20 protein-coding genes are annotated in these 24,443 nt (G+C 73.7%); 10 read left to right on the forward strand and 10 right to left on the reverse strand.

Features of this window, described 5'->3' with window-relative positions; genetic code table 11:
• The first annotated feature begins 156 nt into the window (after positions 1–156).
• From E4U92_RS20750 to E4U92_RS20760, 3 genes are all read left to right on the forward strand, one after another.
• Positions 157–2,955 (forward strand): lysylphosphatidylglycerol synthase domain-containing protein, encoded by a 2,799-nt coding sequence (locus tag E4U92_RS20750; RefSeq protein WP_137301932.1) that lies wholly within the window; start codon positions 157–159, stop codon positions 2,953–2,955.
• A gap of 87 nt (positions 2,956–3,042) precedes the next feature.
• A complete protein-coding gene (locus tag E4U92_RS20755) occupies positions 3,043–4,584 on the forward strand; it encodes an alpha/beta hydrolase (RefSeq protein ID WP_137301933.1) in 1,542 nt (513 codons plus the stop codon).
• Between the two features lie 128 nt (positions 4,585–4,712).
• Positions 4,713–6,266, forward strand: coding sequence for an alpha/beta hydrolase (locus tag E4U92_RS20760; protein ID WP_137301934.1), 1,554 nt, complete (start codon positions 4,713–4,715; stop codon positions 6,264–6,266).
• Between the two features lie 65 nt (positions 6,267–6,331).
• On the opposite strand, the gene moeZ is transcribed toward E4U92_RS20760, so the two are convergent.
• From moeZ to E4U92_RS20795, 7 genes are all read right to left on the reverse strand, one after another.
• Entirely contained in the window at positions 6,332–7,510 is a 1,179-nt protein-coding gene (gene moeZ / locus E4U92_RS20765; protein WP_137301935.1) for an adenylyltransferase/sulfurtransferase MoeZ, read from the reverse strand.
• Positions 7,511–7,573: 63 nt separating this feature from the next.
• A complete protein-coding gene (locus E4U92_RS20770; protein WP_137301936.1) occupies positions 7,574–8,323 on the reverse strand; it encodes a spherulation-specific family 4 protein in 750 nt (249 codons plus the stop codon).
• Positions 8,311–9,270, reverse strand: coding sequence for an NAD-dependent epimerase/dehydratase family protein (locus tag E4U92_RS20775; protein ID WP_137301937.1), 960 nt, complete (start codon positions 9,268–9,270; stop codon positions 8,311–8,313). The genes E4U92_RS20770 and E4U92_RS20775 overlap by 13 nt, the downstream gene beginning before the upstream one ends.
• 112 nt (positions 9,271–9,382) lie before the next feature.
• Positions 9,383–10,786, reverse strand: a complete 1,404-nt coding sequence (locus E4U92_RS20780) for a hypothetical protein (RefSeq protein ID WP_137301938.1) — start codon at positions 10,784–10,786, stop codon at positions 9,383–9,385.
• Positions 10,783–12,666 carry a DUF3492 domain-containing protein gene (locus E4U92_RS20785; protein ID WP_137301939.1) on the reverse strand — a complete coding sequence of 628 codons (1,884 nt, stop codon included), beginning with the start codon at positions 12,664–12,666 and terminating at the stop codon, positions 10,783–10,785. Before E4U92_RS20785 ends, E4U92_RS20780 begins: the two co-directional genes overlap by 4 nt.
• A gap of 190 nt (positions 12,667–12,856) precedes the next feature.
• On the reverse strand, positions 12,857–14,290 hold the full coding sequence (locus tag E4U92_RS20790) for a DUF3152 domain-containing protein (RefSeq protein ID WP_137301940.1): 1,434 nt from the start codon (positions 14,288–14,290) through the stop codon (positions 12,857–12,859).
• A gap of 8 nt (positions 14,291–14,298) precedes the next feature.
• Positions 14,299–15,273, reverse strand: coding sequence for an alpha/beta fold hydrolase (locus E4U92_RS20795; protein ID WP_137301941.1), 975 nt, complete (start codon positions 15,271–15,273; stop codon positions 14,299–14,301).
• Positions 15,274–15,497: 224 nt separating this feature from the next.
• Here E4U92_RS20795 and E4U92_RS20800 point away from each other — a divergent pair, with 224 nt between their 5' ends.
• The 4 genes from E4U92_RS20800 (at position 15,498) to E4U92_RS20815 (ending at position 17,411) form a co-directional block, all read left to right on the forward strand.
• Positions 15,498–15,722 carry a hypothetical protein gene (locus tag E4U92_RS20800; RefSeq protein WP_137301942.1) on the forward strand — a complete coding sequence of 75 codons (225 nt, stop codon included), beginning with the start codon at positions 15,498–15,500 and terminating at the stop codon, positions 15,720–15,722.
• 195 nt (positions 15,723–15,917) lie between these two features.
• A complete protein-coding gene (locus E4U92_RS20805; protein ID WP_137301943.1) occupies positions 15,918–16,559 on the forward strand; it encodes a TetR/AcrR family transcriptional regulator in 642 nt (213 codons plus the stop codon).
• Positions 16,560–16,724: 165 nt separating this feature from the next.
• Positions 16,725–16,952: a DUF3107 domain-containing protein gene (locus E4U92_RS20810; protein WP_137301944.1), complete on the forward strand. Its 228-nt coding sequence runs from the start codon at positions 16,725–16,727 to the stop codon at positions 16,950–16,952.
• Between the two features lie 192 nt (positions 16,953–17,144).
• On the forward strand, positions 17,145–17,411 hold the full coding sequence (locus E4U92_RS20815; protein WP_137301945.1) for a hypothetical protein: 267 nt from the start codon (positions 17,145–17,147) through the stop codon (positions 17,409–17,411).
• 94 nt (positions 17,412–17,505) lie between these two features.
• Here E4U92_RS20815 and E4U92_RS20820 read toward each other — a convergent pair whose 3' ends face one another.
• Positions 17,506–18,276: a ferritin-like fold-containing protein gene (locus E4U92_RS20820; protein WP_137301946.1), complete on the reverse strand. Its 771-nt coding sequence runs from the start codon at positions 18,274–18,276 to the stop codon at positions 17,506–17,508.
• A gap of 552 nt (positions 18,277–18,828) precedes the next feature.
• Here E4U92_RS20820 and E4U92_RS20825 point away from each other — a divergent pair.
• On the forward strand, positions 18,829–21,414 hold the full coding sequence (locus E4U92_RS20825) for a DEAD/DEAH box helicase (protein ID WP_229862816.1): 2,586 nt from the start codon (positions 18,829–18,831) through the stop codon (positions 21,412–21,414).
• A gap of 111 nt (positions 21,415–21,525) precedes the next feature.
• Positions 21,526–22,401, forward strand: a complete 876-nt coding sequence (locus tag E4U92_RS20830) for an alpha/beta fold hydrolase (protein WP_137301948.1) — start codon at positions 21,526–21,528, stop codon at positions 22,399–22,401.
• Between the two features lie 18 nt (positions 22,402–22,419).
• Here the strand turns inward: E4U92_RS20830 and E4U92_RS20835 are convergent, their stop codons facing one another.
• Complete coding sequence (locus tag E4U92_RS20835) at positions 22,420–23,325, reverse strand: NYN domain-containing protein (protein WP_137302016.1); 906 nt, start codon at positions 23,323–23,325, stop codon at positions 22,420–22,422.
• Between the two features lie 214 nt (positions 23,326–23,539).
• Between E4U92_RS20835 and E4U92_RS20840 the strand changes: the two genes are divergently transcribed.
• Positions 23,540–23,692, forward strand: a complete 153-nt coding sequence (locus E4U92_RS20840) for a hypothetical protein (protein WP_106982064.1) — start codon at positions 23,540–23,542, stop codon at positions 23,690–23,692.
• A gap of 89 nt (positions 23,693–23,781) precedes the next feature.
• Here E4U92_RS20840 and E4U92_RS20845 read toward each other — a convergent pair whose 3' ends face one another.
• Complete coding sequence (locus tag E4U92_RS20845; protein WP_137301949.1) at positions 23,782–24,387, reverse strand: MarC family protein; 606 nt, start codon at positions 24,385–24,387, stop codon at positions 23,782–23,784.
• Positions 24,388–24,443 lie beyond the last annotated feature (56 nt).

The following is a 24,443-nucleotide window of genomic DNA, read 5'->3' on the forward strand; positions in this document are numbered from 1 at the left end:
TGCGACGGGCCGGCGACGGTGGGTGACCCTCGCCCCCACGGCGTCGCTTCGGGCAGACTGTGCGCCCCGCACGCGCACCCTGAATGCCCCGTGTGCCGGTGGGACGTGCCACCATCGTGCGGGCGGTGACCGGTGATACGAGATCAAGAAGAGTCGATGAAGCAGCAGGGCGTGCACCCCGAGGACGCGGAGGGGACCTCTGATGCTGCGTCGCGCCCGGACACCGCGAAGAAGGCCGCTTCCGCAGGTCACGACGGCCAGGCGCAGCCCTCCGCGGACGCCGCTGACCCGGCGGCCGGCGGGGGCGACCCCGAGGCCGCGGGCACCCCGCACGCGGAGTCCGGGGACGTGACCCACGCCGACGAGGTGGAGGGCGACGAACCGCTGCTCCCCGCGCGCGTGCACCGCCCCTCCGACCTCATGCGGCTGCTGGTGGGTGTGCTGGCGATCGTGGTGCTGCTCGCCGTCGCGGCGTTCGCCCACGGAACCACCTCGGGCCTCGAACAGGACATCAACAAGGGCACCGGCCAGGCGCCCGACCTGCTGATCAAGTTCGCCGGGCTGGTGTCCAGCATCGCGATCCTGCTGGTGCCGGTCGCGTTCGCGATCGAGCGGCTGATCAAACGGGACGGGCTGCGGATCGCCGACGGCGTGCTCGCCGCGGTACTGGCCCACGGTGTGACACTCGCCACCGACCTGTGGGTCGCCAAGGCCGCCCCCCACTCCATCCAGGACGCGCTGACGCAGCCCTCCCCCGGTGACGTGCACGCCCTGACCGACCCGGTGCACGGCTACCTGGCCCCGGTCATCGCGTACATGACCGCCGTCGGCATGTCCCGGCGCCCGCGCTGGCGCGCGGTGCTATGGATCGTGCTGATGCTCGACGCCTTCTCGATGCTCGTCACCGGGTACACGACGCCGTTCTCGATCATCCTCACCGTCCTGATCGGCTGGAGCGTGGCCTACGGCACGCTGTACGCCGTCGGCTCGCCGAACGTCCGGCCCACCGGCCGCACCCTCATGGCGGGCCTGCGGACCGTCGGCTTCCACCCGGTGAGCGCGGCCCGGGAGGAGGCGGTGGCGGACACCGCGGAGAACGGCGACCGCGGCCGGCGCTACTTCGTCACCCTGGAGGACGGCCCGCCGCTGGACGTGACGGTCGTCGACCGCGAGCAGCAGGCCCAGGGCTTCTTCTACCGCGCGTGGCGCAACCTGACGCTGCGCGGCTTCGCGACCCGCAGCAGCCTGCAGTCGCTGCGCCAGGCGCTGGAGCAGGAGGCGCTGCTGGCCTACGCGGCGATCGCGGCCGGCGCCAACGCGCCCAAGCTCATCGCCACGAGCGAACTCGGACCGGACGCCGTGATGCTCGTCTACGAGCACACCGGCGGACGCACCCTGGACTCGCTGGCGGACGAGGAGATCACCGACGACCTGCTGCGTTCGACCTGGCGCCAGGTGGAAGCGCTGCAGTCCCGGCGCATCGCGCACCGCAGGCTCGCCGGTGACGCGATCCTGGTGGATCGTTCCGGCGCGGTGATCCTCACCGATCTGCGCGGTGGTGAGATCGCGGCCGGTGACCTGCTGCTGCGCATGGACGTCGCCCAGCTGGTCACGACGCTCGCCCTGCGGGCGGGGGCCGAGCGGGCGGTGGCGTCGGCGGTGGGCGTGCTGGGGCCGGACGCCGTGGCCGACTGCCTGCCGATGCTCCAGCCGATCGCGCTGACCCGCTCCACGCGCGCGACGCTGCGCCGGCTGGCCCGGGAGCGCGCGCAGCGCGAGCGCGAGGCGGTGCTGGAGGCGTCCCGGCTGTCCCGGCAGGCCCGCCTGGAGGCCGCCGGGGAGGACGGCGCCGAGGCCGTCCCGGAGAAGACCGACAAGAAGGCCGTACGCGCGCAGGCGCGGGCCGAGAAGCGGGCCATCGACGAGGCGCTGGAGGAGGCCCGCGAGGAGGACCTGCTCACCCAGATCCGCCACCAGGTGCTGCGCATCCGGCCGCAGGCGCCGGTCGAGCCGGCCCGCCTGGAGCGGGTGCGCCCGCGCACGCTGATCAGCTTCATCGCCGGGGCGATCGGCGCGTACTTCCTGCTGACGCAGCTCACCCACATCGAGTTCGGGCCGCTCGTCGCGAACGCGCAGTGGGGCTGGGTCGCGGCGGCCGTGCTGTTCTCGGCGCTGAGCTACGTGGCCGCCGCGATGAGCCTGCTCGGCTTCGTCCCGGAGCGGGTGCCATTCCCGCGGACGGTGGCGGCGCAGGTCGCCGGGTCGTTCGTGAAGATCGTGGCGCCCGCCGCGGTGGGCGGCGTCGCGCTGAACACGCGCTTCCTGCAGCGCGCGGGGGTGCGTCCGGGGCTCGCGGTGGCGAGCGTGGGCGCCTCGCAGCTGTTCGGGCTCGGGTGCCACATCCTGATGCTGCTGTCGTTCGGCTATCTGACCGGCACCGAGAAGACGCCGTCGCTGTCGCCGTCCCGCACGGTCATCGCGGGCCTGCTGACCGTGGCGGTGCTGGTGCTCGTCGTGACGTCGGTGCCGTTCCTGCGGAAGTTCGTCGTCACGCGCGTGCGGTCGCTGTTCGCCGGGGTGGTGCCGCGCATGCTGGACGTGCTCCAGCGGCCGCAGAAGCTCGTCACCGGCATCGGCGGGATGCTGCTGCTGACGGCCTGCTTCGTGATGTGCCTGGACGCCTCGATCCGCGCGTTCGGCGACGACTCCACCTCGCTGAGCATCGCCAGCGTCGCCGTCGTCTTCCTGGCCGGCAACGCGCTCGGCTCGGCCGCGCCCACGCCGGGCGGTGTCGGCGCGGTGGAGGCCACCCTGACGGTCGGCCTGATCGCGGTGGGCCTGCCCAAGGAGGTCGCCGCCCCCGCCGTGCTGCTGTTCCGGCTGCTCACGCTGTGGCTGCCGGTGCTGCCGGGCTGGCTGGCGTTCACCCAGCTCACCCGCAAGGGCGCGCTGTAGCGACGGTCCGTGCCACGAGGCGCGGTCGGTACCCCCGGACGGCCCGCGTCCCGCGCGCGTGGCGAAGTGCGGCGCCACGATGGGGGCATGCCCACCTCGCGCCCGCGCGCCGCCGCGCTGACCGCCCTCGTCCTGCTGTCGTCGCTGGTGGCCGGGTGCTCGGACGACGACTCCCGGGACGAGGACCTGACGGCGCAGAAGCTGCACTGGAAGGACTGCCCGGCCCCGTCCCGGGCGGAGGGCGGCGGCAGCGCCCCCTCCCCGCTGCCCGACGGCGACGCGTGGCAGTGCGCCACCATGAAGGCGCCCCTGGACTGGGACGACCCCGAGGGCGACACCCTCGGCATCGCACTGATCCGCGCCCGAGCGAGCGGCGGGGACGCCCGGCGGATCGGCTCACTGGTGTTCAACTTCGGCGGCCCCGGCGGCTCGGGCGTCACCACGCTGCCCGCGTTCGGCGAGGACTACGCGGCTCTGCGCACCCGCTACGACCTGGTGAGCTTCGACCCGCGCGGCGTCGGCCGAAGCGACGGGGTCAGGTGCGAGAACGACCAGCAGCTCGACGCCTACTTCCAGCAGGACATGACGCCCGACGACGCCGCCGAGCGCACCACGTACCTGGACAACACCAAGCAGATCAACGCGGCCTGCGAGAAGAACAGCCGAAAAGTCCTGCCGCACGTGCGCACCACCGACGCGGCCCGCGACATGGACCTGATGCGCCAGGTCCTCGGCGACCAGAAGCTGCACTACTTCGGCATCTCCTACGGCACCGAGCTCGGCGGGGTCTACGCCCACCTGTTCCCGCAGCACGTGGGACGGGCCGTGTTCGACGCGGTCGTCGACCCGACCCAGACGTCGGAGCAGGGCGCGCTCGGCCAGGCCCGCGGCTTCCAGCGCGCCCTCGACAACTACGCCGAGGACTGCACGTCGAAGCCCGAGGACTGCCCCGTCGGTGATACCCCCGAGGACGTGAAGAACCGTATCGCCCGGCTGCTGGCCCAGCTCGACACCAACCCCCTCCCGGGCGTCTTCCCGCGCGAGCTGACCCAGAGCGCGGCGACCAACGGCATCGCGCAGGCCCTGTACTCGAAGGACTTCTGGGAGTACCTCACCGAGGGCCTGGAGCAGGCCTACGACGGGGACGGCCGCACCCTGATGCTGCTGTCCGACTCGATGAACGGCCGCGGCGAGAACGGCGAGTACAGCAACCTGGTCCCCGCCAACATCGCCATCAACTGCGCCGACGACCGGCCCCGCTACTCCCCCGCCTACGTCGAGGGCCGGCTGCCCGCCTTCCGGGCCGCGTCCCCGCTGTTCGGGGACTTCCTCGCCTGGTCCCTGGTCAGCTGCACCGACTGGGCCGTCCCGGGGGCCGCCGACCACCCGGACGTCAGCGCCCCGGGAGCGGCGCCGATCCTCGTCGTCGGCAACACCGGCGACCCGGCCACGCCGTACGAAGGGGCCCGGAAGATGGTGGACGCCCTCGGCGGGGGCGTCGGGGTGGAGCTGACGTACAAGGGCCAGGGGCACGGCGCCTATGACAGCAAGAACAGGTGCGTGCAGACCGCGGTGAACGGCTACCTCCTGGACGGCAAGGTGCCCGCCGCGGGCACCGTCTGCTCCTGACCCGACCACTGAATCCGCAGGTCAGTGCGTTATCCACAGGCTTCGATGCGGTCGGCCCGATCCGCCTAGGATGGCCGGACCGCCGTTTCGCCGCACCGTGCGGACGGCTCACGAGGGGGGAAGAGCACATGGCGCGTTTCGTACGCCTGGCGGCGCTCGGGGCCGCCGCCGCGCTGCTGGTGGGAGGCTGCAGCGGCGCGTCCGGCGACGGCAAGGACGACAAGGCGGACCACCCGTCACCGACCGCGACACCACCGGTGAGCACCTCGCCGGCCACGACGGCCCTGCCCGCGTCGCTGACCGGACAGAAGCTCCACTGGGGCCGGTGCGGGAGCACCGCCGACTCCCCCGCGCCCGGCCGCGAGTGGCAGTGCACGAAGCTGAGGACACCGCTGGACTGGTCCGCACCGGACGGCCCCACGATCGATCTCGCACTGGTGCGCGCCAAGGCCAGCGGCGGCGACCGGATCGGATCGCTGCTGTTCAACTTCGGCGGCCCCGGCGGCTCGGGCGTGTCCGGTCTGCCCGGATTCGCCTCCACCGTCTCCTCCCTGCGTGAGCGCTACGACCTGGTGAGCTGGGACCCGCGCGGGGTGGGCGCCAGCGAGGGCGTCCGCTGCCGGAGCGACAAGGAGATCCAGGCGGCCGAGTCGGTCGACGCCACCCCGGACACCCCGGCCGAGGAGCAGGCGTACCTCGCCGACGCCACCGCCTTCGGCAAGGGCTGCCAGAAGGCCGCCGGTCCGCTGCTGGCGCACGTGTCGACCACCGACACCGCCCGCGACATGGACCTCATGCGCCAGGTCCTCGGGGACGCGAAGACGCACTACTTCGGCATCTCCTACGGCACCGAGCTCGGCGGGGTGTACGCCCACCTTTTCCCGCAGCACGTGGGACGGGTGGTCCTGGACGCGGTGGTCGACCCGACCGCCGACACGGTGGGCCACGCCGAGAACCAGGCCCTCGGCTTCCAGCGGGCCCTCGACGACTACCTGAAGTCGACCGGACAGGACCCCGAGAAGGGCACGCGGAAGATCGCCGCCCTGCTGGACCGGATCGACGCCCGTCCGCTGCCGACGTCGTCGGGTCGCAAGCTGACACAGACGCTCGCGGTGACCGGCATCGTCCTGCCGCTGTACAGCGAGTCCGGCTGGCCCACCCTGACCAGCGCCCTAGACGCCGCGGAGAAGGGCGACGGCTCACGGCTCCTGGAGCTCGCCGACGCCTACAACGAACGCGACGCCTCGGGGACGTACGGCACGGCGGCGCACGCGCAACGGGTCATATCGTGCCTGGACGACAAGCAGCGCCCGACGCTGCAGGAGACGAAGGCCGCGCTGGCGCGGTTCGAGAAGATCTCGCCCGTCTTCGGCGACTTCCTCGGCTGGGACACGGCCGGCTGGTGCCACGACTGGCCGGTGGCCGGGCAGTTCGACACCCCGGAGGTGAGCGCGCCGGGCGCGGCGCCGATCCTGCTGGTGGGCAACACGGGCGACCCGGCGACGCCGTACGAGGGTGCGCGCAGGATGGCCGACGAGCTCGGCAAGGGGGTCGGGGTGCTGCTCACCTGGAAGGGCGAGGGACACGTGGCCTACGGCAGGGGCAGCTCGTGCGTCGACGCGGCGGTGGACGCCTACCTGCTCCGGGGCACGGTGCCGAAGGACGGCAAGGTCTGCTCATGACGACGGCGGGGGCCCCGGGCACCCGTGGTGCGCGAGGCCCCCGCCGCTGGGACCGGGAGTCCGGCTCAGTAGACGGGCTTGCTCGGTTCGATCTGGTTGACCCAGCCGATCACGCCGCCGCCGACGTGGACGGCGTCGGCGAAGCCCGCGGACTTCAGCACCGCGAGGACTTCCGCACTGCGGACACCCGTCTTGCAGTGCAAGACGATCTTCTTGTCCTGCGGGAGGTTCTCCAGGGCGGTGCCGAGGAGGAACTCGTTCTTCGGGATCAGCCTGGCGCCCGGGATGGAGACGATCTCGTACTCGTTCGGCTCGCGGACGTCGATGATCTCGATGTTCTCGCCGTCGTCGATCCACTCCTTGAGCTGCTTGGGAGTGATCGTCGAGTCGGCGGCCGCCGCCTGGGCCTCCTCGGACACGACGCCGCAGAAGGCCTCGTAGTCGATGAGCTCGGTGACGGTCGGGTTCTCGCCGCAGACCGCGCAGTCGGGGTCCTTGCGGACCTTGACCTGCCGGTACTGCATCTCCAGCGCGTCGTAGATCATCAGCCGGCCGACCAGCGGCTCACCGATGCCCGCGAGGAGCTTGATGGCCTCGTTGACCTGGATGGAGCCGATGGACGCGCACAGCACGCCCAGGACGCCGCCCTCGGCGCAGGAGGGGACCATGCCGGGGGGCGGGGGCTCCGGGTAGAGGCAGCGGTAGCAGGGGCCGTGCTCGGACCAGAACACCGACGCCTGGCCGTCGAAGCGGTAGATCGAACCCCACACGTACGGCTTGTTCAGCAGCACGCAGGCGTCGTTGACCAGGTAGCGGGTCGCGAAGTTGTCCGTGCCGTCGACGATCAGGTCGTACTGGCTGAAGATGTCCATCACGTTGTCGGCCTCGAGCCGCTCCTCGTGCAGGACCACGTTCACGTACGGGTTGATGCCCTTGACGGAGTCGCGCGCGGACTCGGCCTTGGAGCGGCCGATGTCGGCCTGGCTGTGGATGATCTGACGCTGGAGGTTCGACTCGTCGACCTCGTCGAACTCCACGATGCCGAGGGTGCCCACGCCCGCGGCGGCCAGGTACATCAGCGCCGGCGAGCCCAGGCCGCCGGCGCCCACGCAGAGCACCTTGGCGTTCTTCAGCCGCTTCTGCCCGTCCATCCCGACGTCGGGGATGATCAGGTGGCGGGAGTACCTGCGGACCTCGTCTACGGTGAGCTCAGATGCTGGCTCGACCAGGGGTGGCAGCGACACGGGGACTCCGTTGCTCGGTCGATCACTACGGTGGTTCTGTCCGTAACACTGCCACGGCCTTTTTCATTCCGAGACACCCGTTCCGATCCGCGAGACGATTTCGTCCCAGTAGCCGGGCATGGTTTCCCACGGGTCGACGCGTCCGCCGCCGTCGGTGCGGTCGGTGAACCAGATCGTCCCGGCGCCCTGCCAGCGCGCGATCCGCAGCGCCTCCTCCAGGTGGGGGCGGGGAACGCCGTGCACGAAGTGGCAGAAACGCTCGGGCGGGTGGTCGGCCGTCCACTCCGCGACCTGCGACCAGCGGTAGTCCGCCCAGCGGCCGCAGAAGGTCACGAGCTGGTCCCCCAGCTCGACGAAGCCGGGGTGCGGGTGGGTGCCGTGCCCCAGGACGATGTGGGCATCGTCACGCAGGCCGCGCAGGGTGGCGACGGTGCGGCGGACCGTGGACAGGGAGTCGCGGTCACCGGGGCAGCGGTCCAGCAGGAAGCCGCCGACCCGGTACCAGTCGGTGAAGCGCTGGGCGTCGGCGACCAGGTCGCCGTGGGACCGGAACCCGTGGGCGGCGTCGAGGTGGCCGAGGACCCGGACGCCCGCGGTGCGCAGCCGGCCCACGGCCTCCAGACAGTGCGGGTCGGGCCGCAGGCCGGGCCCGTCGGCGACGTCCAGGACCACCCAGTGCAGGGGCGCGCCGGGGCGGGCCAGTTCGCCCCACTCGGTGGGGGCCAGCAGGGGGTGCGCGAGTCCGGGGATGCCGAACCCGGCGTGGCCCTCTCCGGTCCGGGTGCCGGCGGCCGTACTGCTCAGATACGGCATGCGGCCTCCATCCAGATGTCGGCCAGGGACTCCTCGAGGTTGATCCGCGGGCGCCAGCCGAGCCGGTCGCGGGCGGTGCGCACGTCGGCCTGCTGCCAGCTGCCGCAGCCGTCGGGGTACGGGTACGCGACCGGGGCCGGGTGGTCCGGGTCGTGGCGCGGGTGGCCGATGGTGGCGCGCAGCGGTCCGGGCGGGCCGTCGAGTTCGTGGAGGGCGCCGCCGTACCCGGCGACCCGGGCGAGGATCGCGGCCGCGTCACGCAGCCGCACGGCACGGCCGGAGCCGATGTTGATGACGCCCTGCGCGGCGGACAGCGACGCGGCGTGGACGGCGCGGGCCACGTCCCGGACGTCGACGAAGTCGCGCTGGGCGCCGAGCCCGCCGAGTTTCAGCTCGCCGTCGCCGGACTGCATGGCGCGGCGCATGGCCTCGGCGAGCCGGCCCAGCGGGGAGCCGGCCGGGGTGCCTGGTCCGGCGGGCGAGAACACGCGCAGGACGACGGCGTCGAGGCCCGAACCGAGGACGAGTTCGGTCGCGGCGAGCTTGCTGACGCCGTACGGGCCGCCGGGGCGCGGGACGGCGTCCTCGGCGGTGGAGGAGCCGGGCTGGCTGGGGCCGTACTCGGCGCCGCAGCCGATCTGCACCAGCCGCGCGCCGCAGCCGCTGCGCCGCAGGGCCTCGCAGACGGTGGCGACGGCGACGGTGTTGTGCCGGGTGAGTTCGCGGGCACCGCCCCGGGTGGCGCCCGCGCAGTTGACGACGACCTGGGGGTGGACCGCGTCGAGGAAGCGGGTGAGGGCGCCGGGGCTGCCGGTCGCGAGGTCGAAGCGGACGTCGGCGTCGTCGCCGCGCCCGAGCGCGGTGAGCTGGACGGCAGGGTCGGCGAGCAGGCGGTCGGCGACGAAGCGGCCGAGGTAGCCGTTGGCTCCGATCAGCAGGACCCTCATCGTGCGGCTCCCGGGGTGTGCGCGCCGGTCGCTCCGGAACGGGAGGTGGTCATCTGGCTACTCCTTCGGGGATGGTGCGGTTGCCTGCGCGTGGGGGGCGGCGAGGGCGAAGTCAGGGTGCGTCCGGGCGGGCGTGGGCCGACGCCCGGGTGAGGGTGCGGGTCGCGTGGGCCAGCAGGGTCAGCGCGCCGGCCCCGCACACCAGCGCCGGGACACCGGCCGGGCCCCAGGCGCCCGCGACGGTCTCGACGGGGGCACCGAGGGCCTGGCAGCCGGGCAACCGGGCCGCGAGGACGGTGGACAGGGCGAGCGCCTCCGCGCCGACGGCGGCCGTCAGGACCAGCTGGGGGGCGTGGGTGAAGCGGTGCACGGTGAGGAGGCGCGCGAGGAACAGCAGCGAACCCAGGGTGAGCGTCCGGCCGTAGGCGGGCGGGTCGCCGAGGAGCACGGCACACAGGGCGGTCAGCCCGGCGAGTACGCCGAGGAACAGGGTGAACGTGCCCAGCAGCAAGGGGCGTATGGAGGCGGCGAACTCCTCCAGGCCGCGGCTGGCGGTGAGTCTGCGCCGGGCGCCCGCGGCGAGGAGGTGGGCGCACCAGGCGGCGGGCGCGCACGCCAGCGCGAGGGTGAGCAGGAGCGCCGCGGAGAGCGGCCAGGAGCCGTCGCTCGCCGTGGTGGGCGGGCTGTCGGGGCCTGCGTGCAGGGCGGCGCGCAGGAGTCCGTCGCCGAGGGCGGCGTAGGCGAGGAGCCAGCAGGTCCGGGTGACCGTGCCGTGGCCGTGGGCGCGGTCGGGCCGGCTCAGGGGGCCGCGGCGCAGGGCGGCGCGCAGGCCGAGCGCCACGGCGAGCGTTCCGGCGGCGGCGACGGCGAGCGCGGTCCGGCCGTCGGTGAGCCGCAGCCCGGCGACGGTCGCGGCGCACAGCAGGCCCGGGAGCAGGGACAGCAGGACCCAGCCGGCGCGGGGGCGGAGGCCGGTCTCATCGGCGGAGGACGCGGAGGACGCCCGGTCCCGGGCCGCGGGTCGGCCGGTGGTGTCCGTCGCCGGCCCGGACCGGTCGCCGTCGTGGGGGACGCGGGCGTACATCTCCTCGGCCAGGGAGAAGACGTCGCGGTGGCGGAAGCGGGCGGCGGTGCGGTCGGTGACGCCGTGCGCCTCCAGGCCGGCGGCGATCTCCAGGGCGTCGACGGCGCGTTCGCAGAGGTCCCGGTGACGGTGCATCAGGGCCTTGACGGGGTCGACGGCACGCCGCCGCGGGGGCTTCGGCCGCGCGGCGGGTGCGGGTCGCGATCCGGAGGCGTCGTCCAAGGGACCTACGGGGGGGTCCACGGGGGTCATGGGGGCGTCCATGGAGGTCATGGGGTCGTCCTCGGCGGCCGCGGGGCCGCCCGTGGGAATCCTGGAGTCGTCCACGGTGGCCGTCGGGTCGTCCGCCAGGGCCCACTCCTCGGACCGTTCGTCCCAGGCTCCGGGGCTCTCCGGTGTGCCGGGGCGGTCCAGTTCGCCGAGTCCGCTCATCGGGCCGCCCCCTCTCCCGCGGCGACCGCGGGCCCCGGCGTCATCCCCCGCACCGGCGGCCCGGCCGCCCATCCCGGGCCGCGTCGGGTGGCGAAGCGGGACGACAGGCCGGTCCAGCGGCTGGCGACGTGCGCCTCGGCGGGCACGGCGAACGGCAGGGGCTCGCCCGACTCGTCGAGGACGACGCGCCGGACGGGACACTGCGAGACGACCTCCAGGTAAATGCCGTGAAATGCCGCGACGTTCTGCTCGACGGTGAACAGTTCGAGCGCGCGGGCTCGGGCGGCGGCCCCGAGACGCGCACGGCGCTCGGGGTCGCGCAGCAGGGCCACGCACGCCTCCGCGAGCGCCCGCGGGTTGCGCGGCGGGACGACGAGTCCGGTGCCGCCGATGACCTCGACGACCGCGCCGACGTCGGTCGACACGGTGGCGCGTCCGCAGAACATGGCCTCGACCAGACCCAGGGGGAAGCCCTCGACGACGCTGGACAGCACGGTGACGGCACCGGCGGCGTAGGCGTCGGCGGGCGTGGGGGCCTCCGGACCGCCGATCTCCTCGAACGAGACGGGGTTGTCGCCGACGGAGTGCAGGCCGTCGGCCTCGTCGGGGAAGAGCTGGGCGGCGAGTATGCGGCAGTGGCCGAGGTACGCCTCGCCCTCGGGGCCGGCCGGCGCGCCGATGACGCGCAGCCGGGCCCTGGGCTCCTCCTTGCGGACCTCCGCGAAGGCGTGCAGCAGGGACACCAGGTCCTTGGCCGGTTCGATCCGGCCCACCCAGACCAGGGTGTCGGGGTCGGCGGCGTCCGGCGCCTCGCCCACCTCCGCGAACGGCGCGGCGTCCATGCCCGGGTGGACCGTGCGGATCTTGGCGCGGTCGGCACCGCAGCGCTCCTGCCAGCGGCGGGCGTGGGCGTTGCCGGGGATGATGCGGGCGGCCTGCCGGTAGACCTCGGCGGCGAGCCGGCCGTGGAAGGCGGCCAGCAGGGCGCGCACGGCGGGGCTGACGGCCGTCGCGGCGAACGGCCCCGCGTCACGCCGCGCGGCACCCCTCGTACCCCCACGAACGCCGGAACCGACACCGGAACCGGCTCCCCCAGCGTCGCCCGCTCCCGCGCTCCCCGCCGGAGCACTCGTCCCCCCACCCACGGGCCCGCCCGGCACCGTCTCCTCCCCCGGTCCCCCGCCGAGGTAGTGGCTCCGCAGTCGCACCCCGTACTCCGTGACCACCAGCGGCACCCCGCAGAAGTGCCGGGCGAGCAGGCCGGGCAGGGCCGCGGGGCCGCCCGAGGCGGCGTGGCACAGGTCGACCGCGCCGAGGGCGTCGTCCTCGTACCAGTCCAGCGAGAGGGGGCGCAGGGCGCGTTCCAGGTGCGCGGTGACCGTCAGCAGATCGGCGACGCGTGCCTCGCGCGCGGTGCGCAGCGCGCCGGGCGCCCGGCAGGCGCGTTCGAGGGCGCGCACCGCCCGTTCCGAGCGGAGCGCTCCCACCAGCCCGCGCTCGTCGCGGGCGAGGTCGGCGAGCCCGTACAGGGCGTTGGCGAAACGGTCCGCCTGGGGGGCGGGAGTGTACCGCGCGGCCTCGGCGCCGGGGCCCTCGCACAGCGCGGCCACCAACTCGCCGTAGCAGTCGGCGAAGCGCCGGCGCGCACGGCGCCCGTACACGACCCCGTCGTCCTCAGCCGTCCACAGCGGTGCCGTGCGGACGCGGGTGACCTGCGGCGGCAGGGCGAACCGGCCTTCGTTGTCCTGGTGTTCGGTGCGGCTGAGCGCGTACAGCTCGAACTCGTGCTGCGCCAGCCCGCGCACGAGCCGGTCGCACCAGAGTCCGGCGTCACCGCTCACATACGGATAGCCACCCTCGGTCAGCAGTCCGATGCGCACTGGTGCACCCCCGATCTCCCGTTTGGGGAGCCGCCGTTGACCCGGCGGCTCGCAGCGGGACGAACGTATGCGGACAAGGCGGTGGTGCGACGGACGGTTGTCCGTCGCACCACCAAAAGGGGTGAACGCTCGTAACTTTCCCGTGCGGGTCGCGTTCCGTCGCGCTAAGAGATCACGCGCGCACGCACGGTCACGTCGCGCTGGGGTACGGCCAGGGGTTGGGCCGGCAGTGGATGCCGTCGTGGTCGAGGAACTTGGTCTGCTGCTGCATGACCGGCGCGAGTTCGCCGTTCTTGTCGCACGTCACGTGCGCGTACCCGAGCCGGTGGCCGACCTCGTGGTTGATGAGCATCTGCCGGTAGGCGTGGATGGCGGCGCCGTAGGTGCGGGAGCCCTGGGCCCAGCGGTAGGCGTTGATCATCACGCGCTCGGTGGCGGCGGAGTCGCAGGAGACGTTGTCCTCGGTGGTGTCCAGGCCCGACTTGGCACACCACTTGGCGGTGGTGCCCGGGCTGGCCAGCGTGATGACGAAGTCGGGCTTGCCGCTGGAGACGCGTTCGAAGGTGCGGGCACCGCCGTGCGCCCAACTGCGCCTGTCGTTCAGGGTCGTCTGCACGGCCTGCGCGAACAGCGCGCCGTCCAGGCCGAGCCCCTGCTCGACGTCCACGCGGTAGGTGTACTTCCGCCCCTTGCCCGGCGCCTTCGCCACGCCCGGGACCGCGTCGAACTTCCCGGACCCGGTGAGGGCGGGACCGAGCGCGTACCGCGTGCCCATCTTCTGCTCGTACGTCAGCGGCGTCGCGCTCGGCGAGGCGGAGGGGCCGGTCCCGCCGCCGGGCACCACGGGAGCCTGGGCGTCCGCCGCCCGGTCGGCTGCCGAGGGCGACGGGGCGGAGCCGTCGGCCTGCCCGTCGGTGACCTGCCCGGCGACGACGACGGCCAGCACGGTGGTGACCGCGGCGGCCGCGATCCCCGTGAACGTGCGGCCCTTGCCGCCCTTCGCGGGCGCGGGCGCACCGGTGGGCGGGGCGTCGTCCGCGCCGCCGCCCTCGTCGTCGGACGCGGTCCGCGCCGGGGCGGTGTCCCAGTCGGTGACCGAGGCGTACGGGTCCTCGGCGAGGGCCGTGACCGCGCCGCGTCGGCGCGTGAAGACGTCGTCGGCCTCGTCGAAGGCGTCGAGGTAGTCCTGGCGCGGGCCGCCGCGCGCCGGCCGGGGAGCCGGGGGCGGTACGGGCCGCTGACGCGGTACCACCGGCCCGGCACCACTCGCCGCCGGCCCGCGCAAGTCCCCCCAGCCGCCCCCGCCTTCACGCTGCTCGGGATGCCCCCCACGCACCTGCGGCACACCGCGCGCGGGAGTCCCGTCACGGAGACGCGGCACACCGCGCGCGGGGGTGCCGTCGGCCAGGCGCGGCACACCGTGGGCCGGGGTGCCGTCCGGGGAACGGCGGGTCCCCGTCCCCGGCGTCGGCGCCCCCTGAGCCCTCTCGGCGCCGGTCACACCCGGCGCACCCGTCGCGCCGGACCCACCGGCCCCGTCGCGCGCACCCGGCGCGCTCGGCGCACCGGTCGTCTTCTTCTCCGCCCCCTCGGGTGCGGGCCCACGTCGACTGTGGCGTCCCACCGGTCCCCTCAGCTCCTCGTGGCCGCGGTGTCGGCGGCGTCCGCGAGGAGTTCGCGGACCGCCGTGGCCACCGTCTCCGGGTACTCCATCATGGCCACGTGCCCGGCCTCCGGGAGGGTCAGCAGACGGGAGTCGCGGAAGGCGCGCGCGGCCCGCTGGGCCATGCGGAATCCCACGAGCTGGTCCCGGCCGCCATAGATCAGCAGGGTGGGCGCGAGGACGCGTTCGGCCTGGCGCCACAGCCCGTGCTGTCCGCCGAGGGTGTACGCGTTGAGGATCCCGCGCGCGGAGCGCGTCATCGCGTCCCAGAAGTACGGCAGCCGCAACCGCCGTTCCAGTTCCTCCACGGCGTAGCGGAACGCCTCCTCCGACACGCGCCCGGGATCGCCGTAGCACAGCGCGAGGACCCCGCGGACGCGCTGCTCGGCCGTCCACTCGCGCGTGAAACGGCTGAACAGGGCGGCCACTCCGGGCACGCCCAGCAGCCCCGTCGGCACGGCGGTCCGCTGCACGCGCAGCTCCGGCAGGGCGGGCGAGACCAGGGTCAGCGTGCGCACGAGGTCGGGCCGTACGGCGGCCACGCGCGTGGTGACCGCGCCGCCCAGGGAGTTGCCGAAGAGGTGGACGGGGCCGCGGCCGGAGGCGTCGAGGTAGCGGATCACGGCACGCGCGTGCCCCGTGATGGAGTAGTTGCCGTCGTCCGGTGGCGGGGAGTCGCCGAAGCCGGGCAGGTCGACGGCCTCGCTGTCGACGTCGCCGTCGAGCATGGCCATCAGCGCGGACCAGTTCTGCGAGGACCCGCCGAGCCCGTGCACGAACAGCGCGGGCTGGAGTCCCTCGCGCGCGGGCGGGCGCGAACGGACCGTCAGCGTGACGCCCGGCAGCCCGACCGACCGCAGTCGCTCGCCCTCCGCGACCCGCACGGGCACCGACTTGGGGAGCACACTGGTCGGCGGTACGGACGGCAGCTCGGTCGAAGACATGCCGCAATGTTACGAGACGATCACGTCCCCCATCACGTGTCCGGCGTCACAGGAGTCACCCCGAACTCCCCTGGGGAACCGTGCAGAACGGGGCCGCGCGGAACAGGAGGACGGACCGCGCGGATCGCCTGGCGACCGCATCGGGTGTCTCCTAGTCTCGTACAGAGGGCACCCGCGTGTGGCCCCTGCATGTCTCAGGGACGTCCGTAGGAAGGGAGCCCACCATGGCCGTAGACCCCACCGACCCCGACACCTTCGCGGAGCGGGAGGCGGAGGACACCCCGCAGTTCGACGTGGAGGCGCCGGAGCACGACGCCGCCGAACAGCAGGCCGCCGTCACACCGGACCGCGACGACCCGCTGGAGGACGTGGACCCGGCCCGCGCGGACGAGGCCGACCAGGTCGAACAGGCCCGGGTCGTCTCCCTGGACGAGGACGACTACCGCTGAGACGCCGGGGGAAGGGCGCCGAAGGGCGTCATGGCGCGCCATTCTGCCCGGCGGGCCCGGGTTTGAAACCTTCCGTACGGCTTTCGCCGGCGTCCGGTCCGTGAAATTCTGCGCTGGCACCGCGCGCACCACGGTTACCGAAAAGTACGATGGCGGCGCGGCGCACACCGCATGTGGACGAACTTGGGAGGCGGCGTGACAGCCATCGAGCAGACAGAGGCGGCACGCCCGCGAGGTACGCGCCTGCCGCGCCGTGCCCGACGGAACCAGCTGCTGGGCGCCGCCCAGGAGGTCTTCGTGGCGCAGGGCTACCACTCCGCCGCGATGGACGACATCGCCGAGCGCGCCGGCGTCAGCAAGCCGGTGCTGTACCAGCACTTCCCGGGCAAGCTCGACCTCTACCTCGCCCTGCTGGACCAGCACTGCGAAGCGCTGATCCAGTCCGTGCGCAACGCGCTCGCGTCGACCACCGACAACAAGCAGCGCGTCCGCGCGACCATGGACGCCTACTTCGCGTACGTCGAGGACGACGGCGGCGCCTTCCGCCTGGTGTTCGAGTCGGACCTGACGAACGAGCCCGCGGTGCGCGAGCGCGTCGACAAGGTGACGAACGAGTGCGCCGAGGCGATCTGCGAGGTCATCGCCGAGGACACGGGACTGTCCCGCGCGGAGTCCATGCTGCTCGCCTCCGGCCTCGGCGGACTGGCCCAGGTGGTCGCCCGCTCCTGGCTGCACAGCGACCGCAGCGTCCCGCGCGACGAGGCGGTCCAGCTCCTGGCCTCGCTGGCCTGGCGCGGCATCGCCGGCTTCCCGCTGCACGGCACCGAGCAGCACTGAGCCGGCCCGGCGGGGCGCGCGGCCGGCACCCGGCCGGTTTGTTCCCGCCGGCTGTTCGCTCCTGGCGTGGACGGCCACACCGTGTCCGTCCCCTCACCGGGCTAATGTGTGCAGCGTACGGCGCGGACGTCCGCGCACCTCACTGACCGTCGGAGGGACATAGCCGTGGAGGTCAAGATCGGCGTGCAGCACGCGCCGCGCGAGATCGTTCTGGAGAGCGGTCAGAGTGCCGAGGAAGTCGAGCGCGTGGTGGCCGAGGCGCTGTCCGGGAAGTCGCAGCTGCTCAGCCTCACGGACGACCACGGCCGCAAGGTCCTGGTCCCGGCGGACCGCCTCGCGTACGTGGAGCTGGGCGAGCCGGCCCCGCGCAAGGTGGGCTTCGGCGCGCTCTGAGCCCGGTTCGGGCAGATGCCTCGGGAGGGGCCCGGTGACGGTGACGTCGCCGGGCCCTTCCCCCATTCGGGCTCCCGGAGTCGTTCACAGATGGCGCACGAGCCCCTCACAGGGGAGGATTGCATTCCGCAGGTCACGGGTAAGACCGGCTACGACCTTGCTGCACAGCCCGGCCGTCTGGGAGGGACCCGCATGATCTTGGAAGCACTCGGCTCCGCTGTGCTCGGCATCCTGCTCGCGTGGGCGGCGGTCCACCGCCTGTCCCACCGCCTGCCGGCCACCAGCCTGGTCTTCGCGACCGGCATCGCCGGCGCCCTGTTCGGCGACTTCGTCACCCACAGCGCGCTGGACTCCGGCTCCCTCCTGGTGAGCCTCCTCGGCGCGGTGGTCGTCTCCGCCGCCTCCCTCTCGCTCCTCCTGCGCCCGGCGGGCCGCCTCCGCCGCTCAGCGACGGCGTGAGCGAGGGGTACCCAGGGGCGCGGGGAACTGCGCGACCAGCCCCCACACCCCCGCAGCCGCGCGACGCCGGCGACCGCCGCCCCTCCACGGAGCGCTACGCCGCCAACCCCAGCGCAGCCATCCGCTTCGTGTGCGCCTCCGTGATCCGCGAGAACATCTTGCCGACCTCGGCGAGGTCGAACCCGTCGGCCACCCCGCCCACCAGCATCGTCGACAGCGCGTCCCGGTCCGCGACCACCCGCTGGGACTGCGACAGCGCCTCGCCCATCAGCCGCCGCGCCCACAGCGCGAGCCGCCCGCCCACGCGCGGCTCGGCGTCGATCGCGGCACGCACCCGGTCGACGGCGAACCCGGCGTGCCCGGTGTCGTCCAGCACGGCCAGCACCAGCGCGCGCGTGTCGGAGTCGAGCCGTACGGCGACCTCCCGGTAGAAGTCGCTGGCGATCGAGTCGCCGACGTAGGCCTTGACCAGGCCCTCCAGCCAGTCCGACGGCGCGGTCTGCCGGTGGAAGCCGTCCAGCGCGGCGACGAACGGCTCCATCGCGCGCGTGGGCTCCTCGCCGATCTCCGCGAGCCGGTTCCGCAGCCGCTCGAAGTGGTGGAACTCGGCCGACGCCATCTTCGCCAGCTCCGCCTTGTCCTCCAGCGTGGGCGCCAGCTTGGCGTCCTCCGCGAGGCGCTCGAACGCCGCCAGCTCGCCGTAGGCCAGCGCGCCGAGCAGGTCCACGACGGCGGCCCGGTACTGCGGGTCGGCGGCGGCCGTGGCCCAGTCCTGTGCGGCGATGCCGGTCGGCGCGGGTGCGGTCTCCGCGGCCGGTCCGGCGGCGGTCTCGGGGGCGTGGTCAGGCTTGTCAGAGCTCGTCATGGAGCGCACAATAGCCCGCTCACCCCGTGACGGAAGCCCCTGGCCAGTCACATCGCGGCCGGTGTCAGGGGGCGCTCCGGGGGGCGTGATTCGGTGTGACGGCGGCAACGTGACCGAATCGGCCGTCACGAGTGCGCGATTCCGGGGTATGGTGGTAATGCGCCTGCTGGTACGTCGGCACTTCATGAGTGCGACGCATCTCGACAGGCCGCACGTATGAGGATGCCCGGTCGGTGGCCCGATCGGCTCCGACCCGACAGCCCTCCCTGACCGTACGGCACTGTGCGTACGACGATCGGAGGGAACCTCAGCGGTACGAGCGCTAGAGCGTCGGCAGTGGTCCCGAGCCGTACGGCGTGCCCCTCACGGCCCGCCCGTAAGGCAGCCGACGTCCCCCGGCACGGTCCGTCAACGACCCCCGCGCTCGCCTCGCACCGCGTACACAGAAGAGGCAGCACCCTGACTACCACGTTCAGAGATCTCGGAATCCTCCCCGAGACCGCCGAGGCCCTCGAAGCCGTCGGCATCACCACCCCCTTCCCCATCCAGGAGATGACGCTCCCCGTGGCCCTCTCGGGCACGGACGTCATCGGCCAGGCCAAGACCGGCACCGGCAAGACGCTCGGCTTCGGCCTGCCGCTGCTGGAGCGCGTGACCGTCCCCGCCGACGTCGAGGCCGGCCGCGCCCGCCCCGAGGACCTCACCGACGCCCCGCAGGCGCTCGTCGTCGTCCCCACCCGCGAGCTGTGCACGCAGGTCACCAACGACCTGCTGACCGCGGGCAAGGTGCGCAACGTCCGGGTGACCGCGATCTACGGCGGCCGGGCGTACGAGCCCCAGGTCGAGGCGCTGAAGAAGGGCGTCGACGTCGTCGTCGGCACCCCGGGCCGGCTGCTGGACCTCGCGGGCCAGAAGAAGCTGGACCTCAAGCACATCAGGTCGCTCGTCCTGGACGAGGCCGACGAGATGCTCGACCTGGGCTTCCTGCCCGACGTCGAGAAGATCATCGGCATGCTGCCGGTCAAGCGCCAGACGATGCTGTTCTCGGCGACCATGCCGGGCGCGGTCATCGGTCTCGCGCGCCGCTACATGTCCCGCCCCACGCACATCCGCGCCACGGCGCCGGACGACGAGGGCGCGACGGTCGCGAACATCAAGCAGTTCGTCTACCGCGCCCACAACATGGACAAGCCGGAGATGATCGCCCGCATCCTGCAGTCCGAGGGCCGCGGGCTGGCGATGATCTTCTGCCGCACCAAGCGCACGGCCGCCGACATCGCCGAGCAGCTCGAGCGCCGCGGCTTCGCCTCCGGCGCGGTCCACGGCGACCTCGGCCAGGGCGCCCGCGAGCAGGCGCTGCGCGCCTTCCGCAACGGCAAGGTGGACGTCCTGGTCTGCACCGACGTCGCCGCGCGCGGCATCGACGTCGAGGGCGTCACCCACGTCATCAACTACCAGTCCCCCGAGGACGAGAAGACGTACCTGCACCGCGTCGGCCGCACCGGCCGCGCGGGCGCCAAGGGCACGGCGATCACGTTCGTCGACTGGGACGACATCCCGCGCTGGCAGCTCATCAACAAGGCGCTGGAGCTGAACTTCCCCGACCCGGTGGAGACGTACTCCAGCTCCCCGCACCTCTTCTCCGACCTCGGCATCCCCGAGGGCACCAAGGGCGTCCTGCCGCGCGCGGAGCGCACGCGCGCCGGGCTGGACGCCGAGGAGCTGGAGGACCTGGGCGAGCCGGGCGGCCGCGGACCGCGCGGTCGCGGTGGCCGGGGCGGCCGGGCCGGTGGCCGGGACGAGTCCCGCCCCGCCGACCGCGAGCGCACCGAGCGCACCGACCGCTCGGAGCGTTCGGACCGGTCCGACCGTGCCGAGCGCACGCCGCGCCGCCGTCGCCGTACGCGCGGCGGGACCGCGCTGGACGCCGCCCGGACGCCTGTCGGCACGGGCCCCGAGGTTCCGGAGCAGGCGCCCGCGGCCGACGAGGCCGCCGGTCCCCGCACCCCGCGCCGCCGGCGCCGTACCCGCAACGGCTCCTCGACGGAGGCCGCTGCCGCCGCGACGACCGCTGCCGCGCCGGAGGCCGCCCAGGCCGCCGTGGTGACGGCGGAGCGCCCGGCGCTGGACATCCCGGCGCCCGCGGAGTCCCCCGAGGCGCAGGCCCCGGAGACGGACAAGCCGCGCCGCCGCCGCACCCGACGGACGGCCGAGGCCACGCCGACGGCCGTCGAGACCGGCACCGTGACGGTTCCCGAGCCGGCCGCTCCGGTCGGCACCGAGACCACCGCCGAGCCGGCCGAGGTCACGGAGGCCAAGTCGCGCCGCCGCACCCGCAAGGCGGCTGTGGCCGCCGAGCCGACGGCCGAGGCGGCGGAGGCCGTCGCCACGCCGGCGCAGCCCGCCGCGGAGGTCGCCGACGCCGCTGAGGCAGCGACGGTCACCAAGCCGCGCCGTACCCGCAAGACGGCCGCCGCCAAGGCCGCGGAAGTCGCGGCCGTGGACCCGGCGGAGGCCGCCGAGGCCCCCGTCGAGGCGGCTGTCGAGACCAAGCCGCGCCGCACCCGCAAGACGGCGGCGCCCAAGGCCGAGGCCGCGCAGGCCGCCGAGGCCGCGCTGGACAGTGCCGAGGCCGCCGAGGCCAAGCCGCGCCGTCGTACGACGCGCAAGGCCGCGCAGGCCGCCGAGGACACCGAGGCCGTCGCCTCCGCCGTCGGGGCGAGCGCCACCGCCGAGGCTCCGGTCGAGGCCGCTGCCGCGACGAAGCCGCGCCGGACCCGCAAGACCGCGGCGCCCGAGGCCGAGGCCGCCGTGGCCACGGCGGAGGGTGCCGAGGCTGCCGTCGAGGCCAAGCCCCGCCGCACCCGCAAGACCGCCGCCGCCAAGGCCGCCCCGGCTGCCGAGGTGACGGAGGCCGCGGTCGAGGCCACCGAGGCCAAGCCCCGCCGGACGCGCAAGACGGCCGCCGCCAAGGCCGCCCCGGCCGCCGAGGTCACGGAGGCCGCGGTCGAGGCCAAGCCGCGCCGGACCCGGAAGACCGCGGCCGCCGCCGAGGTCCCCGGTGACGGTGGCGAGGTCAAGCCGAAGGCCCGGCGCACCCGGAAGGCGACGGCGGCCGCGGAGCCGACGGAGAGCTGACCGCCCCCGCACAGCGCGCCTGACGGCCCGGCCCCGTACCCACGGGACCGGGCCGTCGGCGTGCGGGAACCACCACGGGCCGCGTCCCGACGCACGCGGTAGCCTCCCTGCGTGACCACGCCGAGCCCCTTCGTCCCGCCGCCCGGAGCCCGTGCGTACGCGTTGCGCACGGCGCGCGGTGCGTTCGCCGTCGTCGACGCGCCCGTGGCCGCCGGGGTGGAGCCGAGGGGCGTGGCGCTGCTGGTGCCCGGGTTCACCGGCAGCAAGGAGGACTTCCACCTGCTGCACGAGCCGCTGGCCGCGCGCGGCTACCGGACGGTCGCGGTGGACGGGCGCGGGCAGAACGAGTCGGACGGGCCGGCGGACGACGAAGCGCCCTACGCGCAGGAGGAGTTGGCGCGGGACCTGCTGGCGCAGGCGGACGCCCTGGGGACGCCCGTGCACCTGATGGGGCACTCGCTGGGCGGACAGGTCGCGCGGGCCGCCGTGCTGCTGGACCCCGCGCCCTTCGTGTCGTTCACGCTGATGTCGTCGGGCCCGGCGCGGATCTCCGAGTCCCAGCAGCAGCGCGTGAAGCTGCTGCACGACGCGCTCGCGGTGATGACGATGGCCGAGGTGTGGCAGGTGATCACCCTGATGGGCCCCCCGGAGGAGGTCGGCGGGCCCGCCCGGGGGTTCGGCGGCCCGGAGCTGCTGCGGCAGCGCTGGCTGAACCACAAGCCCGCCCAACTACTGGCGACCGGGAAGCAGTTGTGCGTCGAACCGGACCGCGTGGCCGAACTGGCGGCCGTCCCGCTGCCCTTGCACGTCCTGTCCGGCGCCCGTGACGACACCTGGCCGGTGCCCCTGCTGGACGAGATGGCACAGCGGCTGGGGGCGCACCGCACGGTGATCTCCGGCGCCGAGCACTCCCCGAACGCCGACCGCCCCGGGGCGACGGCCGAAGCCTTCGCCGACTTCTGGGACGCCCACCCGCCGCACCACTGACGTGCGGGACGGATCGCCCTAGTACTGCGTGCGCAGGTGCTCCCAGAAGCCGTCGCGCAGGGAGCGCCGGAGGTCGGCCTGGCCGCGCAGGGAGTACTGCAACAGGCCCTCCGCCTCGACGAGGAGGTCCTGGTCGACGGAGCCGGGCAGGTAGGGGTGCCCGGGCAGGAGTTCGCCCAGCGAGTCGCGGCCCCGCGCCGACAGCCACTTCGCGGCGATCTGGGCGCCGACGAAGCGCACGTCCTCGCGCGTGGGCCGCGCACCGCCCGCTCCCTCCTGGGCGAGGGCGGTGCGGCGGGCGACGTACGGCTTGAAGAACTCCAGGTCGAGGGTGCGCTGGCTGTCGACCTCCCAGAGCAGCGGCTCGGCCTGGTTGCGTCCGTCGGGCGCCTCGATGCCCCACAGGTGCACGCGGGCGCCGTACCCCTGGGCCGCCTCCACCGCCGAGACCAGGTCCTCGTCGCCGCCGAGGAGGGCCGCGTCGCTGATGGCGCGGTGGCGGGCCAGTGACTCCAGGTCGCTGCGGATCAGCGAGTCGACGCCCTTCTGCTGGTTGTTGGCGTTGAGGTTGCCGAGGCGGACCTTGACGTCGGGCAGCTCCGCGATGGTCTGCTGCTCGGCCGTGTGGATGCGGCGGCGGGCGCCGTCGTACCAGTACACGCGCAGCAGCCTGCTGTCCGCGAAGACCGAGCGGGCCCGGTCGATGAACGCCTCGATCAGGCCCTCGGCGTCGAGGTCGAAGGCCCGCCGGTCCTCGGTGCCGGCCACGAGCCGGCCCGCGGCCGCGTAGAGGTACCCCGCGTCGACGAAGATCGCATGGGTCGAGGGTGTCTTCGCCACCTCGGCGAGCATGCGGGTCAGGAGCTCGTTCGTGCGGTCGATGCGGGCGGCGAGGGCCGCGAGGTCGTCGTTCATCGCGTCCATTGTCCCGGCGGTCACGCTGTGAACACAACTGGTCCCGAACAGTCCGGGCAACCCTCTTACTCGTCAGTAATTAGTCGTTCGAAAAATTTATTTAGCGTAGGGAATGTTTGTAACGCGCGACAGGTTGACTCTCATGGAGCGGGACGCACGTACGTGTCCCTAACGCCCACCAGTAGTTCTCCTCAGGAGGATGACCAGACGAAGGGAGAAGCCCATGCGCTTCGAAATCATGCGACTCGACGACGTCGACGGCACACCCGTGGACAGCACCGTCGTGGACGCCGCCTCCGTCAACCGGATCGTTCAGCAGGCCGCCGCCATCGGGCAGCGCCTGTGGATCCGCCCTGCCGACACCCCGGCCTCGTAACGCGGATCGATTTACGACAGGCTTCAGAGCCCCGTACGGCACCGTGCCGTGCGGGGCTCTGCGCGTGCCGGGGCGTCTCCCCCGCCCGCTCAGCCGCCCCGGACCACCTGGGTGATCCCGTTGATGATCTGCTGCACGGCGATGGCGGACAGCATCATGCCCGCGAGCCGGGTCACCAGCACGACCCCGCCGTCCTTGATGACGCGGATGATCAGCAGCGAGTAGCGCATCACCAGCCACAGCACGACGTGGATGGCGAGGATCGCCGACCACACCGACACCTGGGTGGTGACCGAGTCCGCCTTCTGCACGGCGAGGATCACCGAGACGATCGCGCCGGGCCCGGCCAGCAGCGGCATCCCCAGCGGTACGAGCGCCACGTTGACGTCCTTGGTCTGCTTCGGCTCGTCGGTCTTGCCGGTCAGCAGGTCCAGCGCGATGAGCAGGAGCAGCAGCCCGCCCGCGATCATCAGCGCGGGCACGGAGACGTGCAGGTAGTCCAGGATCTGGTGGCCCAGCAGCCCGAAGACGGTGATCACACCGCCCGCCACGCAGACGGCCTGGAAGGCCATCCGCTTCTGCGTCCGGCCCGGACGCCCGGCGGTCAGGGCCAGGAAGATCGGGGTGATCCCCGGGGGATCCATGATGACGAAGAGGGTCAGGAACAGGGAGCCGAAGACGGCGACGTCGAACATTGAGGGTGCCTTGCGGAACGGAGCCGCCCGCCCGGGCACCGTCAGGACGTGCGGGC

The organism is Streptomyces galbus, assembly GCF_005280195.1.
GTDB classification, from domain to species: domain Bacteria; phylum Actinomycetota; class Actinomycetes; order Streptomycetales; family Streptomycetaceae; genus Streptomyces; species Streptomyces galbus.

What these genes read in the sequence shown, in the direction of transcription:
- E4U92_RS20755 (WP_137301933.1), top strand. Translation starts at nt 3,043, where the DNA reads ATGCCCACCTCGCGCCCGCGCGCCGCCGCGCTGACCGCCCTCGTCCTG.
- E4U92_RS20820 (WP_137301946.1), bottom strand. Translation starts at nt 18,276, where the DNA reads ATGACGAGCTCTGACAAGCCTGACCACGCCCCCGAGACCGCCGCCGGA.
- E4U92_RS20795 (WP_137301941.1), bottom strand. Translation starts at nt 15,273, where the DNA reads ATGTCTTCGACCGAGCTGCCGTCCGTACCGCCGACCAGTGTGCTCCCC.
- E4U92_RS20800 (WP_137301942.1), top strand. Translation starts at nt 15,498, where the DNA reads ATGGCCGTAGACCCCACCGACCCCGACACCTTCGCGGAGCGGGAGGCG.
- E4U92_RS20760 (WP_137301934.1), top strand. Translation starts at nt 4,713, where the DNA reads ATGGCGCGTTTCGTACGCCTGGCGGCGCTCGGGGCCGCCGCCGCGCTG.
- E4U92_RS20825 (WP_229862816.1), top strand. Translation starts at nt 18,829, where the DNA reads ATGACGCTCCCCGTGGCCCTCTCGGGCACGGACGTCATCGGCCAGGCC.
- E4U92_RS20840 (WP_106982064.1), top strand. Translation starts at nt 23,540, where the DNA reads ATGCGCTTCGAAATCATGCGACTCGACGACGTCGACGGCACACCCGTG.
- E4U92_RS20750 (WP_137301932.1), top strand. Translation starts at nt 157, where the DNA reads ATGAAGCAGCAGGGCGTGCACCCCGAGGACGCGGAGGGGACCTCTGAT.
- E4U92_RS20845 (WP_137301949.1), bottom strand. Translation starts at nt 24,387, where the DNA reads ATGTTCGACGTCGCCGTCTTCGGCTCCCTGTTCCTGACCCTCTTCGTC.
- E4U92_RS20780 (WP_137301938.1), bottom strand. Translation starts at nt 10,786, where the DNA reads ATGAGCGGACTCGGCGAACTGGACCGCCCCGGCACACCGGAGAGCCCC.
- E4U92_RS20775 (WP_137301937.1), bottom strand. Translation starts at nt 9,270, where the DNA reads ATGAGGGTCCTGCTGATCGGAGCCAACGGCTACCTCGGCCGCTTCGTC.
- E4U92_RS20835 (WP_137302016.1), bottom strand. Translation starts at nt 23,325, where the DNA reads ATGGACGCGATGAACGACGACCTCGCGGCCCTCGCCGCCCGCATCGAC.
- E4U92_RS20815 (WP_137301945.1), top strand. Translation starts at nt 17,145, where the DNA reads ATGATCTTGGAAGCACTCGGCTCCGCTGTGCTCGGCATCCTGCTCGCG.
- E4U92_RS20770 (WP_137301936.1), bottom strand. Translation starts at nt 8,323, where the DNA reads ATGCCGTATCTGAGCAGTACGGCCGCCGGCACCCGGACCGGAGAGGGC.